Source organism: Pseudoalteromonas sp. BSi20495 (assembly GCF_000241185.1).
Lineage (GTDB): Bacteria > Pseudomonadota > Gammaproteobacteria > Enterobacterales > Alteromonadaceae > Pseudoalteromonas > Pseudoalteromonas fuliginea.
The window spans coordinates 1-15,415 of sequence record NZ_BADY01000079.1 but is presented as its reverse complement, the minus strand read 5'-3'; the positions used below and the strand labels follow the sequence as shown (position 1 = coordinate 15,415).

Here is a 15,415-nt window from a genome sequence, read left to right as displayed (position 1 = left end):
AGAGGGCTTAATTAGGGATGAATCGTCGAATAATCAAACGTTTCGATTATTATATTAACCCCTTATTCAATCTAAACAACGCACCTGTTACCAGTGGCGTTTTTTTTGACTTAAGCGGGTAATAAAAAAGCCTCAGTGACAACCGAGGCTTTTTATTGTGAATAACAATACTAGAAGCTAATACTGCTATTGTTGATTAAAACTTACTTCTAAAACCAATGTATATAGTTTGACCGATTGGATCATACGTACCCGCATCAGTTTCAGTACCCGTATCAGAACCACTAATACCAGAAACGATACGCGGTGGCTCTTTATCAAATAAGTTATTAGCCCCTGCATATAACTCCATTGAATCACTGATATGATAGCTTGCTTGCACATCATGGTATGTTACAGAGCCAACACCAACTGAGCCAGCCGGAATATTCAAGCCACTTAAGAATTGATCGTCAAAATCTGCGCTTCCAGTAAATGTCATACTCCAATTAAAGTCGAAGTCATTAACTTTATAGCCAAAGTTCCAGTTTGCTTTATGTTCAGATGCGCCAACTTCACCAGCGAATACATCTTTATCTGCACCTGGTAATGGAATACTGTAACCATCAATTAAATAGGTATATGCTAGGCGAGTTTTGAATGCACCAGGCCCTATATCAGTAGCATAAGTTAACGTTAAGTCGACACCTTCAGTCCCTAAACCACCGCTGTTCGACACACCACTGTCGATAAATTCTAGCGAACCTGCACTGTTATTACCCGATGGAGCACCGCGACGTGTAATGAAATTACAGAAACTATCATCACCACCACCATAACATTGCTCAAGGATAAACTGGCGAGGGGTAGAAACTATTGCATCATCAATTTCTATATCAAAGTAGTCAAGTGTGATATCTAAACCCGATATTAAGTTTTCAGGTGTAAAAACAACCCCCACTGTCACTGAGTCACCCACTTCTTCTTTAAGATCGGTATTGCCACGGTTAAAACCACTGATACCTTGTAAATCAGATTGGTTAAGCGTAAACGCACCATTGGTAGCAATATTGCTGGCAACACCAACATCTGCACGACATGAATCGCCTGATGCACCACCACCACTACTTGTAATTCCTAAACAAGGATCGTTTAAGCCGCTTGGAAATGTTTGTGAAGGTGGAGAAAATAATTCATCAATATTAGGTGCACGGGTTGAGCGAGCTCGAGTTGCACGTAAACGTAAGCTATCTGTCACTTCCCAATCTAAACCTACATTCCAACTCTCAGTATTACCTACTGTAGAGTAATCAGACAAACGCACTGCTGCATTCATCGTGACTGAATCAAGTACTGGAATATTTGTTTCAACATAATATTCAGTTACATCAAATGAACCTTCAGTTGCTGGAATTGCATTACCCGCATTAAGGCCAGATTGTTGTAATGCATCAAATTCACTACGAGAAAACTCTTCACGATATTCAAAACCGGCAGCAATCCCCACTGTACCTGCTGGTAACTCAAATAAGTCACCAGAGATGTTACCACCAATAATTTCTTGTTCTACAGAAGTAGAAAGTGAACTAGGAGCGCGTACAAAATCAATAGCATCTTGCGATAGTGAATTAAAGCCAAAAATATTAACCGGCGCACAGCTGAAGCCGCGAGCTGTTTCATCAATACAGATTGCTTCGTTAGTTATGCCATCGCCATCTAAATCAAAGCGATCGTTAACAGCCTCTAAACCTTGACGGAAACTTTGTACGTTAACCAAACCACCTGATACTTGTGACTCTTTTGTTTTACCATATACATAATAAGTGTCGTAAAACCAATTATCATTGATTTCACCTTGAAAACCTAATGCAATACGGAACGTATCACGCTCTGCACGTGCTCCACGGTTACCAATGTCGCTCAAACGCTTTGCAAAGAAAATATCTCGGCTACCGTCACCATCTGTATCTGTTGCTGCATTATAAATATCATCAGGTACGAAGGCATTGCGCAATAACTCTCCATTAACTTCAAATTCAATAGGAACACGGCCATTAGCGTAAATATCATCAGATGCAAATGGGAATGGTTCTAACTCTGAGCGAGTTGTGCTAGATGCATATGTCCCTTCATAGAAAAAACTGTGTTTATCATTTAGTTCATAACTACCATTTGATGCAAATAAGTAACGCTCTGTTGGAATCGCGATTGTACGAACACCACTTCGGTTAAAGCCATTTGCAGCAACACCATCGCCACCATTAGTGCTAAACGAGTCTTGTAGATTATTATTTTGATCAAATGTAAAACGAGTATCCCCTGCATCAAATCGACCTTGAGGTGGGAATGATGAGAAGAAAGGACGTACGGCATCAAAAATAGCATTTGGATTAGCGGCTGGATCATCTTCAAAAAAGATTTGTGAAAATTGGTCCACGGCAGAACGGTCACGATCACGAGAATAAACAGCACCCTGATCGGAATAACCTAAGTGGAACATTGCATGACCTTTGCCATCATTGCTAGTTAAACCAGATGTAAAAGAAAATTGTCGAGACTGGTCATCTCCTTCTTTTGATTCGCCAAATTGGCCTTCAAATTCGATACCTTCAAAGTCATCTTTTAAAACAAAGTTAACCACACCTGCGACTGCATCTGAACCATATACTGATGATGCGCCACCAGTCATAATTTCAACTCGCTCAATAAACTGGCTAGGAATAGTGTTTAAATCTACTGCTGAGCTACCAGGTAAACCCGATACATAACGGCGACCATTAACAAGTACTAATGTTCTTTCTGATCCTAAATTACGCAAATCAACCGTTGCAACACCAGCACTTGCTGTGTTGAAGTTTGAATTAGTACGGCTAATAGCTGGTGAACCGAATGCAGGGTTATCTAATAATAGATTTTGAATATTAAGAGAACCAGATGCATCAATTGCTGCACTATCTACAACCTGAATTGGCGCAGAGGACATAGCCTCAGCTGAACGAATACGAGAACCTGTTACTTGAACTCGTTCTATTTTTTTTATTTCATCCTCTTCGGCTGCAATACCTTGAAATGAAAATCCCGCAAGTAATACGCTGCTTAGCGCTACTGTTAGCGACGATTTTTTAAATAATCGCCCACTACCATTGTTAGTTAATACCATGTAATTCCCCTGAATTATTTTTTCTTGAATTGTTATTTTTGTAACTAAATAGTTACCTCACGAATCACATTAAGGGGATTAGCATTGAGACTCTATACACGTTCCTTACAAGGCGCCTATATTGGTACAAGTTGCAAGTTTGGTGGGATAAGTGAACAAATCACAATGGTTTTATAAAAATATTATATTTTCGTAACATTTTTTTCCATTAAGTACGGTCTTTATTAATCTGTACAACGAGGATATAAAATAATGACCACTTCTTTTCATGCATTAACATTTGTTAGCAACACTGAATTTGCAACATTTTTAACAAGTAGAGTGCAAGAACATAGACACTTTGAATCTCAATCCCTAACACAACAAAAGAGGTTAGATCAGATAGATACAAGTCAATACAACGTACTTTTTTATGAGTTAACAAGCATGTCTGACCCTATGCAAATAGTGCATTTAACTGAACTTGCTAAAAAACTGAAATTAGTCATTATTGCCCAGTCGGACCATTTTGCGAGTTTTGCTTTTGAAGTGGGCGCGGTTGATTTTTTAATATTAGATTCAACTGCACCACGTATTGATAAATGCTTTGATAAACTGATTCACCTTTGCCCGATTGCAAGCGCGGCCGAACGTCAATATCAGCAAAGCGCACAAACTGAAAAATCATCATCACATATAGTAGTTAAAGATGTAGGTAAGGTAAGGTTAATTGATATCAATGATATTATTTGGATAAATGGTGCAGGCAATTATGTAGAGCTGCATTTTATCCAAGGTAGTACACCGGTATTACACCGCGAAACCATGAAAAATATTGAGCAGCAGCTAGAGCCTGAAGGGTTTATTCGTATTCATCGCTCAACGCTGGTAAGAAAACAAGCTATTTGTGAACTGATGCCTACTGACAGTGGCGATTATAAAGTAAGGCTAAAAAACGATATGTGCTTAAACCTTTCAAGGCGCTATAAAGGCTGTTTAGAGAGTATTATAAGCCCTCTTCAGTAGCGGTTTATAATACTCATATTAATTACCAGTTCTGTTTTATATAACTGTCATTTGGACGCTCTAATAAATAGCTTTCAGTATCTTTATAAAAATTAACTTCTACATCGCTATTTTTCCATACTTTTTCAAACATGTTTTTAGCTATGATATTAATGTTTATATAGTCAACTCGTTGATAGCCAAGTTCTTTTACACCCGCAAAATAGGCCTCTAGCGAATCAAGACTATCCAGAGTTAACAGCTCAAACTCTTTTAAGTTAACAATCACAAACTTAATCGTATTTTCAGGGTGAGTGCTCAATTCTTGAATAACACCATTAGTTAATGATGTTATACCTTCATTATTAAAGCTCCCCTTCAATTTTAAATACATATGAGGTGGCTGCGAGAAAATCTGGAATTCGCCATGTGCTCCAAACATAAATTGCCTTACAGATATCAACTTATATATAGAATAATACAATTTTCCAATTTTGCAGTTAATTTAACAGAGCAATAAAAAAGGCCATTTCGAGGGCTTTTTCTTCTAAGCTTTTAAAACGACCTGATGCACCACCGTGTCCTGCATCCATATCTGTTTTAAAGACTAAAATATTACTATCTGTTTTAAGTTCACGCATTTTTGCAACCCACTTCATAGGCTCCCAATACTGCACTTGCGAGTCATGAAGGCCCGTAGTAACAAGTATGTTCGGATAGTTTTGCGCACTAATATTATCATAAGGTGAGTAATCTTCAATTACATCATAAAACTGTTGATCGTTTGGATTACCCCATTCATCGTATTCATTTGTTGTGAGCGGAATACTCTCATCAAGCATTGTGGTTAATACGTCTAAAAATGGTACATGACAGCCAACACCGCAATATAACTCTGGTGCTTGGTTTACAACCGCCCCCATTAATAAACCACCGGCACTGCCGCCTGAGGCAAACACCTTATTGCTATCACAATAACCTTGATCAACAAGCGCTTTTGTCACATCAATAAAGTCACTAAAGCTATTTTTTTTATGCTCTTTTTTACCTTGCTCGTACCACTCGCGGCCTAGCATTTCAGAGCCTCGAACATGTGCTATTACATAAACAAAACCACGATCGAGCAAGCTCAGTGACGAACTAGAAAAACTAGGATCAATCGTATAGCCATAGGCGCCATAGCCGTATTGAAATAACGGATTTGAGGCATCCTTTTTAAAGCTGTCTTTTCGATAAACAACAGACACAGGGACTTTGATTCCGTCGCGAGCAGTTACCATTAATCGCTCTGACTGATAGTCATCGGCATTAAAACTACCGAGTACTTTTTGTTGTTTAAGTAGTGTTTTTTCGCCTGTTGCTAAATCAACATCATACAAAGAACCCGGTGTTGTTAAGCTTGAGTAATAAATACGCGCAGTACGTGTTTCTGGCTCTGGGTTCATTGCTATAGCGGCATAGTAACAAGGATCGGCAAACTCAAGTGCCATACAATTTCCTTGCCTATTAACAACTACAAATCGAGATTGCCCTTGCTCGCGTTCACTCAATACTAAAAAGTCATTAAATAACTCAACACCTTCAAGCAGGACATTTTCTCTGTGAGCTGTATGCTCAAGCCATTGTGTTTTATCAGCAATCGTTTCGTTTGTTGCCGTCATTAATCTAAAGTTTTTAGCTTGCCAGTTAGTCACAATATAAAATGTGTCACCTAGCTTATCTACGTCAAACTCGTGGCCATCTTCACGCGGCATTAATGCTTCAAATTCGCCAGTGGGCTTATTAGCATCAAGCACCCATGTATCGTTGGTCTCTGTCGATGCTAAATCAATAATAATTAAGCTTTCGTCGCGGCTTTTACCAAGCCCCATAAAAAATCTACTATCTTGCTCTTCGTAAACCATTACGTCTTGGCTTTGCTCGCTACCAAGCTCATGCCGAAACACTTGATAGCCTAATAATGTTTTAAATCTTTTTTAACATAAAAAACGGTTTTATTGTCATTAGCCCAAACAACTTGCCCTTCTGTGTTTTCAAGTACATCAGGTAGCATCTCACCTGTTTCAAGGTTTTTAAAACGCACTAAATATATACGTCGGCCTTCAGTATCTTCAGAATAAGCCATAAGTTGTTCACACGGGCTAAGAGCGACTTCACCTAATTCAAAAAATTCGAACCCTGCCGCTAGCACATTTATATCTAGTAAAAGCTCTTTATTATCAGCCTCTATGCTGGTACTACGGTAATGGCGTGAATATTCATCATCGCCACGCACTTCTGAGTGATACCAATACTTTCCGTCTTTAACGGGTACCGAGTTATCGTCTTTTACAATACGCGCTTTAAGCTCTTCAAATAGTGTATTTTGTAATGGTTTTATAGGTGCTAACTGTTTATCACAATAGGTATTCTCAGCATGCAAATGCGCTAGTACGTGTTCATTTTGACGTTCATCATCACGCATCCAATAATAGTTATCGACACGTGTTTTATTATGCGCATTGAGTATATGAGCTTGCTTTTTAGCGATAGGGACGTTAGACAATAAATTTAGAGAGTGATCAGGATGAGGCACAGAAAAGACCAATTTGAAAAACAACAATAATCGCAGTTTACCATAAAAATAAAAAAGCCCACTCAATAGTTGAGAGGGCTTAGAAGGTAATACGTTTCATTACTAAAATCGTTCTACCTATGGGAAGAAGGTTCTTTATATTTATTAATCTGATACTTGTATCCATGCCATAGCCCAGCTTTGTCCAATGCCGGGTTCAAACATAACTTTATTCTCATCATTAACACGGCAAAATTCATTGAATGGCCAAGGCCTACATTGATAAATTTTTCCCGTTTTAGGTTGTAGTACTTTTGTACCTGCATTGTAAGAATCGCTACTTTGTGGATAAATAAATTCATATGCGTCACATTCTTTAACTACATAATCATCACATTTCGCGATGCAATGAAAATCAACTTGGACTTTACAAATACCACTACTTTGCAATGCAAAAATTTCATTTTGTCGATAAGCAACAACGAGCCCTTGTTCAGTCATTCGCCCTGCGCTTATTAATGGTATATGCACATTAATGTGCTCGGCAACTAAACGCGGCCATGCATGGGGTTCACCTTGCTCTAACGAGGTGATTTTATAATCAAACGATAAACTGACTAGCTCTCCTTGCAAGTCATAAAAGGTTACACTCACCACATCACCAATAAATAATTGGGTATGATGATTTAAACAACCTATAGTTGACCACTTTCCACAGGCCAACGACGTATGCATAAACACAGCAACACCTTAAGAGTCACAAACTATTACCCATACCTATATGGATACACAAAAAATACATCTAGGGCAAGTTATACGCACTAATAAATCGTGCAAAATATTTATCCTCACCTTAATAAGCTAATAACTTGATGATTATAATTTGCAACCACACAACAATCAAACAAAAGAATGCAATCAAAATAAAAAACCAACCCTTTAAGGTTGGTTTAATGAGTTTTTAACTAAATAAATAAGTTAAAGGCTCTTTCGCCCACGTAAATATCAGCAACACCAATAAAGATATAAATATTAACCACGCAGGCCAAGACGCTTTTGTTACTTTAGCCTCAGAGTCATCCGCTTTTAACTCTTTTGAGCCTGTGATCATCGCCTTAACTAGCGGCTTTCCTTTTATTCTATAAACAATAATAGCTAATACATGCAAGCCAATAGCATAAAGTAAAATGTCAAAATTCAGCTCATGTAGCCAATTGGCAAAATCAATCGTATCGCTAGACACATATTGCGCAAGCGGCCCGTCAGTTAAAATACCATCACTGCTCATTAAGCCACTTACAAGTTGCGTTATGATCAATATAAAAAACACTATCACCATACAGCTACCGGGTGCTGAATGGCCTAACGAGTCGCTTGGTGTTTTTAGCGCCTTTAAAATAGTACCAGGAGAGTGCAGTAACCCACTTAATCTCGCGGTTTTACTACCAATAACACCCCATATTAAACGTGTTACTATAAGTGCTAAAGTAAAAAAACCTGCAACAAAGTGAAGCTCAATCATGCCCTCTTCAATACTAAAATAAAGCACTGCAATACTTACAACCAAAAACCAATGAAAGCATCTAATAAACCCATCCCAAACTTTTAACGTCGTCATTGTGCCTATCCTTAAAAAAACAGTATTATTTAATTTGTTAACTACTTTAACATCATAATATTAAGGTATACTTATGAGCCATTCTACAAGCCGTGAGAGTAAATATCATGCAACCAGTTAAAAAAGCTATTTTAAAAGGCTTTTTAGATATGCTACCACTGTGTTTAGCCGTTGTTCCTTGGGGTATTTTATGCGGCTCTTTAGCGATTCAAAATGGTTTTAGCGCCTTTGAAACCCAAGCAATGTCGTTATTAGTATTTGCAGGCTCTGCACAGCTTGTTGCGATTGAACTTATGGCGGGCAACACACCATTGCTCACAATTTTATTCACAACGTTTATTATTAGCTCTCGGCACTTTTTATACGGTTTAGCTGTGCGTCATAAGGTCATTGATCAACCTATGCGTTGGCGCTTACCGGTGAGCTTTGTTTTAACCGACGAGCTGTTTGCGTTTTCTCATCATCGAAAATCGTATAGAACAAAAACACGCTTAATATACGCATTGAGCGCTGGCTTTAGCTTTTATATTGCATGGAATATTTGGACGTTAATTGGCATTGTAGCGGGCACAATGCTGCCCGACTTAACTAATTTAGGGCTCGACTTTGCGATTGCTGCCACGTTTATCGCGTTGGTTATTCCGGGAATCAAAAATTTGGCCTCACTTGTTACGGTAATTGTAGCAGGCGTTAGCGCAACGCTTTTAAAAAGTACCGGGTTTGAGCTATGGCTTGTTTGCTCAGCGTTGTTGGCAATGAGCGCAGGTTACGCTACAGCAAGACTAACCGCTAAAAAGGAAGCAACGCTATGATGACAACTATTTTACTCATGGCGTGCATTACATTTTTTACGCGTTATTTATTTTTACACCGCGCTTTACCGTTTAAAGTAGGTCCTAAAATGCAGCAATTTTTAAGCTTTAGCGCACCTGCGGTGCTTACAGCAATTTGGGTGCCTATCGTGTTTTTGAATGAAGATGGCATTAACTTAAACTGGCAAAACCCTTATTTAAGCGCAGCGATAGTCGCCATTATTGTTGCCTATAAAACACATAATATTTATTACACAACGCTTGCCGGTATGGGACTATTTCTAATTTTAAATTAGAGTGCTCTTTATACTTTATGAAATACTGTACTCAGGTTAAAATACCGGTAACAACAATAAAAAGACGCCAAAATGCACGAATTTCATCAATTAAGCGCAACAAGCTTGCAGGGTCAACCTATTAACTTTAATGATTTTGAAGGTAAAGTTGTGCTTATTGTTAATACAGCAAGTAAATGTGGATTTACCTACCAATACGAGTCGCTGCAAGCTTTACATAATAAGTATGCCAGCCAAGGTTTAGTAATTTTGGGGTTTCCGTGCAACCAGTTTGGTCAACAAGAACCCGGCGGCGCAACACAAATAGAGCAAGGATGTTTAATCAATTTTGGCGTGAGTTTTTTAATGGCGGCCAAAGTAGATGTAAACGGTGAGCATGCACATCCCGTCTTTCGTTACTTAAAATCAGCCTTGCCTGGTTTTTTAACACGCAAAATAAAGTGGAATTTTACTAAGTTTTTAATTGCCGCAGATGGCATGCCAATTAAACGCTATGCACCTTTTACTAAACCCGAAAAGTTAGAACTTACAATCCAAAAAGCATTAGCGCAGGCTAAAAGCACGCTTTAAAAGTAATAAAGAGGCGCGAGGCCTCTTTATTGCCAATACTATTAAAACTTAAACATATCGACTAACTGCACATTTAAACTCTCAATATTAATTGGTATTGTATTTATACTAGCGTGATTTAGTCGGTGTAATCGCTTAAATCGTCTTCGCCTAGATTTTTACGCAAGCGTTTTTGCTCAAGGTAGTCTTCCAACTTTTTCTTAACCTTTTGCTTGTTCTTATCGTGTTGATTACGTCCGAGCATTTCGTACTCGTCTTCAACAAAATCGTCATCTAGCGCATCGTAACTAAATGTCTTACCCACAACCCACTCCATAAAGTGTTTGAGACCAGCCAAGGATTTTATTATCGCAATAGCCGGTAAATTAAAAATGTTTAACACCAAAATGCGCTGCAAATTAGCATCAAAATAAAGCCACGTGACTATCGTAAATAGTCTTCATGTCAGTAATGTGAATAAATAGCGTTAAATTTCAATTGTGGAAAGTGAGAGTTTTTTATCGTATCGATAAATATTGCTTATAGATTTGTAGAACTTAGTTAATTTGACTAAAAAATAGTTTATTTTTAACTTAACCCAACCTATTAAAAAGGCCTCGAACAAATTAACTTACTGTTTATTATAATAAAAAAATAATGGCATTAAACTTGTTATTAGTTAATAGTCATCAACAAAAAAGCAGAGAATACACATGAAAAAATTACTATTAGTTAGCGCATTAATTTGTACACCAGCAGCTATGGCTCATAACGACAACGATTCTGCAATTTCATTTAGCAGCGATGAATGTAACGTCGAATTTAAAAACGACGTACGTATTAAACCAAACGAATTAGAAATTTTTACTGCCAATAATAAAGCCATGCTATTTAATACCCATGGTGACTTAACCGTAAATGGCGAATTTGTAGCACTTAATAACTCACAACGCGAAGCGCTAACCAAGTACTCTGATAGCTTACGCACTCAATTGCCTGAAGTAGCTAATATAGCGCTTGAGGGTGTTAAAATTGCCGGAGTAGCATTAGAAGTAGTAGGCAATGCATTTAATATTGACGGCCTTGATAATATGTCAGAGCTTATGGACGACATTAAAATCGAAGTAGAAAACACATTTTACCAGCAAGGTACATTTGTGATGGGCCAACAAAGTTTTAATCAATTTGGCTCAAACTTTGAACAACAATTTGAGCAGCAGATAGAAACAGCGGTTGAATCAGCTGTGATGCAATCAATGGGCAGTATTTTAGTTGCTTTAGGTTCTGAGTTACTTGGTTCAGGCGGTGATATGGATGCCTTTGAACAACGTATGGAAAATATGGGCGCACAAATAGAAGAAAAAGTAGAGCTACATGCAAGCGCACTAGAAGAACGTGCTAACTCTTTATGTGGAAACTTTGCTGATATTGCAAAACAAGAAGAGCAATTAGTAATGCAAGTGCCAGAGCTTGAAGGTTACCAGTTATTTAGCTTTAAACAAAATTAGTACAGCAAACGTTATTTAACATCCCTTTGGCAGCACTTAAGTTTACTTAAATGCTGCTTTTTTGTGTTTCGCAAACTTATACCAACCTGCATAAATCTTTGATCAATTTAACGAATTAAATTGCACTATAACTTCGTTAAAAATTTTCATTTAGAACAACTAGATACAAAAACTTTTGCCTAGTTCTAGCGTAATTTTCTTAACGTTAAATAGACCCCATATATAAGCAGATTGGTATTACTTTTTAGCTAATAAAGTAAGCTTACCCAATGTAACTATTGCTTGCTCAATTTGCGCGCTCCATTGCACACCATAACTTAACCTGACGCAGCTTTTATATTTATTAGAGGCCGAAAAAACAAGCCCAGGGGTAATACTAATACCGACCTCAAGCGCAAGTAAAAACAATGTTTGGCTATCGTACTCGCCTCCTAAATCTAGCCACATTACGCAGCCTCCTTTTGGATTGCTTATACGTGTGTTTTTTGGCATTGCTTGTTGTAAGCACCATCGCATACGCTCTTTATTATCGCGCAAGCGCTGCCTAAGTACTTTTAAATTTCGGTCGTACTCGCCGCTGGCAATAAATTCAGATAACGTCCATTGGTTTATTAAAGAAGCAGAGCAACTTAGCGCTCTTTTATATCGCCTTGCTTGCGTTGCAAATTTACCCGCAACTAACCAACCTACACGATAGCTCGGCGCTGCCGTTTTAGAAAAAGATGAGCAACTAATCACTAATCCTTTTTTAGAGTACGCTAAAGCAGGTGTGCCTCGTTTTGCCGTAAAATATAAATCGCCGTATACGTCATCTTCAATAAGCACTACGTCATGACTTTCAAGTAGCTCCACCAGCTGCTGCCTATTTGTATCAGGCATAAAGCTGCCCACAGGGTTACTAATTGCAGTCGAGAATAAACACGCTTTTATGTCATGTTCATTTAAAGCGCGTTCCAAATCACTTAACCAAATACCATTATCTGGGCACAGTGGTATTTCGAGCGCTTTAAGCCCTAGGCTTTCTATTAACTCGATAATTCCGTGATAACAAGGCGTCTCAATAGCAACTACATCGCCAGGCTTTGTTACACATTTAAGCGCAATAGCCATGGCTTCTTGCGCACCATTGGTGATCACAAGCTCGTCCATATCAATGCCAATACCAAAATCTAAATAGCGATGCACCAATTGCTTTTTCAGCGGTACAAACCCATCTGTTGGCCCATAGTTAATAGCTTTACTGCCCGCAATTGTCATTACACGGCGCATGTTTCTGGCGAGTGCTTTATCGGTGGGTGCAGCAGCAATTGGATTAGCAATACCAAAAGGGACTACGTTAGCTTGATGAATCGCACTGTACACCTGCTCTATTAAGGCTTGTTTATTTACCACAACAGGCTCGCGACTTAATTTAACGCGCTTAGGCAAATTGCGCGCCATGCTAACGACTTTTAAAAAATATCCCGATTTTTCACGTGCTTCTACTAACCCCTGATCTTCAAGTACTTGATACGCTTGTTTTACGGTAGGGATACTTATGTTTAAGTTATCTGCCATTTTGCGCAGTGATGGAAGTTTTTCGCCAGGCAGTAAAACCTGTTGGGCACTCATATCTCTGATCAACTGAATAACTTGCTGATATAAAAACTCATGCCCTTGGCTATTTTTTTGTCTTATCATCACACACCCAATCTGTATAGGTTACATTTTTACTTTTCTGTATATGGTAAGTATACAGATAGGTCTTAAAATAGCCATTCAATCGGGCTTTGGAGAGTAACCATGAAAAGTGCAGCGCTATACATTACAACCGTTTTAATCTGGGGTTCTACTTGGTTGGCCATCGAATTTCAACTGGGCGATATTGCGGTAGAGTTATCGTTATTTTATCGCTTTACTATTGCAGCGCTTTTGATGTGGTTATATGTAGCGTACAAAAAACCCGACATGCAATTTAAATTACTAGATCATGGCTTTTTTGTTTTATTAGCCATTTGTAATTTTGGATTAAACTATTTAATGCTTTACTGGGCGCAAAATTACTTAACCTCCGCAATGACCTCAATTGCCTTTTCAATGCTGCTGGTTATGAACATAGTTAACACTCGACTATTTTTTGGAAAGCCAATCTCAAAACGAATTTATACAGGTGCTGTACTCGCTGTGTTAGGTATTACGTGTCTGTTTTGGCCACAGTTACAGCAGTTCGACTTGAGTAATGGTGCGTTGGTCGGGTTACTACTTGCCCTTGGTGGCACCTTTGTGGCTTCATTAGGAAACATGGTAAGTGTTCGTAATTCTCGTAAGCAAATTGGTGTATTGCAAGGCAATGCATGGGGTATGTTATACAGCGCCATAGGCTTAGCTTTATATGTATTAATGAACGATGTGCAATTTAGTTTAAATGCTCCACCAAGTTACTGGTTATCACTACTTTACCTATCAATATTTGGCACCGTAATCGCTTTTGGGTGCTACTTTGCGCTGCTAAGAAATATAGGCCCTGAAAAAGCCAGCTACGTTATTGTTTTATTTCCATTAGTGGCAGTAACACTGAGTAGCTTTTTTGAAGGCTTTGAATGGCATGCAAATACCTTTGCAGGATTTAGCCTAGTGCTATTAGGTAACGCCATTGTGCTTACCCCAACAAAACAAATTAATGCCTTTTTAGCAAATAGAGCAATAGCTAAAAGTGGCTCCGTCCCCAGTTAGACGCGTTATTTAACGCAACTAACGCAAAGCGCCTACAGTATGTAGGCGCTTTTTTATTACCAATATAGTGAAAAACAAATAAACTCATCATTGCAGTGCCATTGACTCGTTATAATAAACGCCATCATCAATGAACAATTTCAAATAATTTAAGCTGTTTTTTGATTATATATTTACCCACATTAGTAATTATCAATAACAGCAACTTTACTGATATAAAACATAGCCGAAAAGCATGAAGAAAAACACTTTAATCAAAATAATTTAATCTGAATAATTAGTCAAAAAAAACAAAGTAAAATGCATAAAAAACCTAAACAAGTACACAAGCCTTGCAAATATAGAGCAATAGGTATTTTGTTTTTTAAATAACTATTCAAAACACTTATTTAAAAAGTAAAATCGAACGTATTTAAAAGATTTTCACATCAAAATAACTAATGCTTCACACTCAATTTTTATCGTTGTATTTTTAATCAGTTAACGTGCAAAATGCACTCGATTTCAACAGACAAACTCGGAGCAAGGTAATGAATCCAATTAATACATTAAACCAAACGGCATCTGCGCACATTGCAGTTAAACCAACTAACCGTAAAGCAAAAATGTTAGCTAGACTTAACACTATTGGTAAAAGGTTAGCACTTAGCGGCGCAGCTCAATATAAATAATCACCCAACCATGATTATTTTTGCGGTGCAGCAAACACTCAACCACTAAATGAAGCCTCTTCTTTAGCTCCCACAGTTTGCTGCAACCTATTTATTATTCAAAAACTGCCTTAATTTCTATTTATTTACAAAAAAAACCTCATTTACGTACAAATATTAGGCAAACAGTCATTTTGCTATTTACACAGCGGTATCACCTAAGTATTATTCTGCGTCACGGAGAGATGGCAGAGTGGTCGAATGCACCGGTCTTGAAAACCGGCATGGGTTTATAGCCCATCTAGGGTTCAAATCCCTATCTCTCCACCATATTTTAATTGGTGGCTTTTTTTACTTCCATCAATACAACCGGTTATGCGTTGGAGAGGTGTCCGAGTGGCCGAAGGAGCTCCCCTGCTAAGGGAGTATAGAGTTTGTAGCTCTATCGAGGGTTCGAATCCCTCCCTCTCCACCATACTTAATTTAAACCACTTAATTGTGGTTTTTTTTGTGCCCAAAATTTAACACCGATACTAAATTGGGAGGGTGAGAACCCTCGACAGGGTTCGACAAAATGTCTGGAACATTTTAGG

General features: G+C 38.1%; 13 protein-coding genes, 2 tRNA genes and 1 pseudogene. 9 read left to right on the top strand and 7 right to left on the bottom strand.

Going from position 1 to position 15,415, the window contains the following annotated elements; all coding sequences use genetic code 11:
- Nucleotides 1-196 precede the first annotated feature (196 nt).
- Nucleotides 197-3,139, bottom strand: coding sequence for a TonB-dependent receptor domain-containing protein (locus P20495_RS09395; protein WP_008136503.1), 2,943 nt, complete (start codon nucleotides 3,137-3,139; stop codon nucleotides 197-199).
- A gap of 252 nt (nucleotides 3,140-3,391) precedes the next feature.
- Between P20495_RS09395 and P20495_RS09400 the strand changes: the two genes are divergently transcribed.
- Nucleotides 3,392-4,144, top strand: coding sequence for a LytTR family DNA-binding domain-containing protein (locus P20495_RS09400; protein ID WP_008136501.1), 753 nt, complete (start codon nucleotides 3,392-3,394; stop codon nucleotides 4,142-4,144).
- Between the two features lie 22 nt (nucleotides 4,145-4,166).
- Here the strand turns inward: P20495_RS09400 and P20495_RS09405 are convergent, their stop codons facing one another.
- The 4 genes and pseudogenes from P20495_RS09405 to P20495_RS09415 form a co-directional block, all read right to left on the bottom strand.
- Complete coding sequence (locus tag P20495_RS09405; protein ID WP_008136499.1) at nucleotides 4,167-4,565, bottom strand: hypothetical protein; 399 nt, start codon at nucleotides 4,563-4,565, stop codon at nucleotides 4,167-4,169.
- 58 nt (nucleotides 4,566-4,623) lie between these two features.
- Nucleotides 4,624-6,698, bottom strand: a pseudogene (locus P20495_RS20595) (S9 family peptidase).
- A gap of 144 nt (nucleotides 6,699-6,842) precedes the next feature.
- Nucleotides 6,843-7,412: a hypothetical protein gene (locus P20495_RS09410; protein ID WP_007377890.1), complete on the bottom strand. Its 570-nt coding sequence runs from the start codon at nucleotides 7,410-7,412 to the stop codon at nucleotides 6,843-6,845.
- A gap of 226 nt (nucleotides 7,413-7,638) precedes the next feature.
- Nucleotides 7,639-8,295, bottom strand: coding sequence for a cytochrome b/b6 domain-containing protein (locus P20495_RS09415; protein WP_008136493.1), 657 nt, complete (start codon nucleotides 8,293-8,295; stop codon nucleotides 7,639-7,641).
- Nucleotides 8,296-8,402: 107 nt separating this feature from the next.
- Between P20495_RS09415 and P20495_RS09420 the strand changes: the two genes are divergently transcribed.
- The 3 genes from P20495_RS09420 to P20495_RS09430 all read left to right on the top strand — a co-directional run bounded on the left by P20495_RS09420 (nucleotide 8,403) and on the right by P20495_RS09430 (nucleotide 9,973).
- Nucleotides 8,403-9,107, top strand: a complete 705-nt coding sequence (locus P20495_RS09420; protein ID WP_008136491.1) for an AzlC family ABC transporter permease — start codon at nucleotides 8,403-8,405, stop codon at nucleotides 9,105-9,107.
- Nucleotides 9,104-9,403, top strand: a complete 300-nt coding sequence (locus tag P20495_RS09425; RefSeq protein WP_004335020.1) for an AzlD domain-containing protein — start codon at nucleotides 9,104-9,106, stop codon at nucleotides 9,401-9,403. Before P20495_RS09420 ends, P20495_RS09425 begins: the two co-directional genes overlap by 4 nt.
- 72 nt (nucleotides 9,404-9,475) lie before the next feature.
- A complete protein-coding gene (locus P20495_RS09430; protein ID WP_008136488.1) occupies nucleotides 9,476-9,973 on the top strand; it encodes a glutathione peroxidase in 498 nt (165 codons plus the stop codon).
- Between the two features lie 118 nt (nucleotides 9,974-10,091).
- Here P20495_RS09430 and P20495_RS09435 read toward each other — a convergent pair whose 3' ends face one another.
- Nucleotides 10,092-10,277 carry a PA3496 family putative envelope integrity protein gene (locus P20495_RS09435; RefSeq protein ID WP_007579801.1) on the bottom strand — a complete coding sequence of 62 codons (186 nt, stop codon included), beginning with the start codon at nucleotides 10,275-10,277 and terminating at the stop codon, nucleotides 10,092-10,094.
- A gap of 388 nt (nucleotides 10,278-10,665) precedes the next feature.
- On the opposite strand from P20495_RS09435, the gene P20495_RS09440 reads away from it, so the two are divergent.
- Entirely contained in the window at nucleotides 10,666-11,460 is a 795-nt protein-coding gene (locus P20495_RS09440; RefSeq protein ID WP_008136486.1) for a YggN family protein, read from the top strand.
- Nucleotides 11,461-11,697: 237 nt separating this feature from the next.
- On the opposite strand, the gene P20495_RS09445 is transcribed toward P20495_RS09440, so the two are convergent.
- Nucleotides 11,698-13,140, bottom strand: coding sequence for a PLP-dependent aminotransferase family protein (locus P20495_RS09445; RefSeq protein ID WP_008136484.1), 1,443 nt, complete (start codon nucleotides 13,138-13,140; stop codon nucleotides 11,698-11,700).
- Nucleotides 13,141-13,242: 102 nt separating this feature from the next.
- Between P20495_RS09445 and P20495_RS09450 the strand changes: the two genes are divergently transcribed.
- From P20495_RS09450 to P20495_RS09460, 4 genes are all read left to right on the top strand, one after another.
- Nucleotides 13,243-14,172, top strand: a complete 930-nt coding sequence (locus tag P20495_RS09450; RefSeq protein WP_008136481.1) for a DMT family transporter — start codon at nucleotides 13,243-13,245, stop codon at nucleotides 14,170-14,172.
- 530 nt (nucleotides 14,173-14,702) lie between these two features.
- Nucleotides 14,703-14,843 carry a hypothetical protein gene (locus P20495_RS22200; RefSeq protein WP_007377900.1) on the top strand — a complete coding sequence of 47 codons (141 nt, stop codon included), beginning with the start codon at nucleotides 14,703-14,705 and terminating at the stop codon, nucleotides 14,841-14,843.
- A 218-nt stretch (nucleotides 14,844-15,061) separates the two neighbouring features.
- Nucleotides 15,062-15,152 (top strand) — tRNA-Ser (locus P20495_RS09455).
- Between the two features lie 52 nt (nucleotides 15,153-15,204).
- Nucleotides 15,205-15,297, top strand: a tRNA-Ser gene (locus P20495_RS09460).
- The last annotated feature ends 118 nt before the right edge of the window (nucleotides 15,298-15,415 follow it).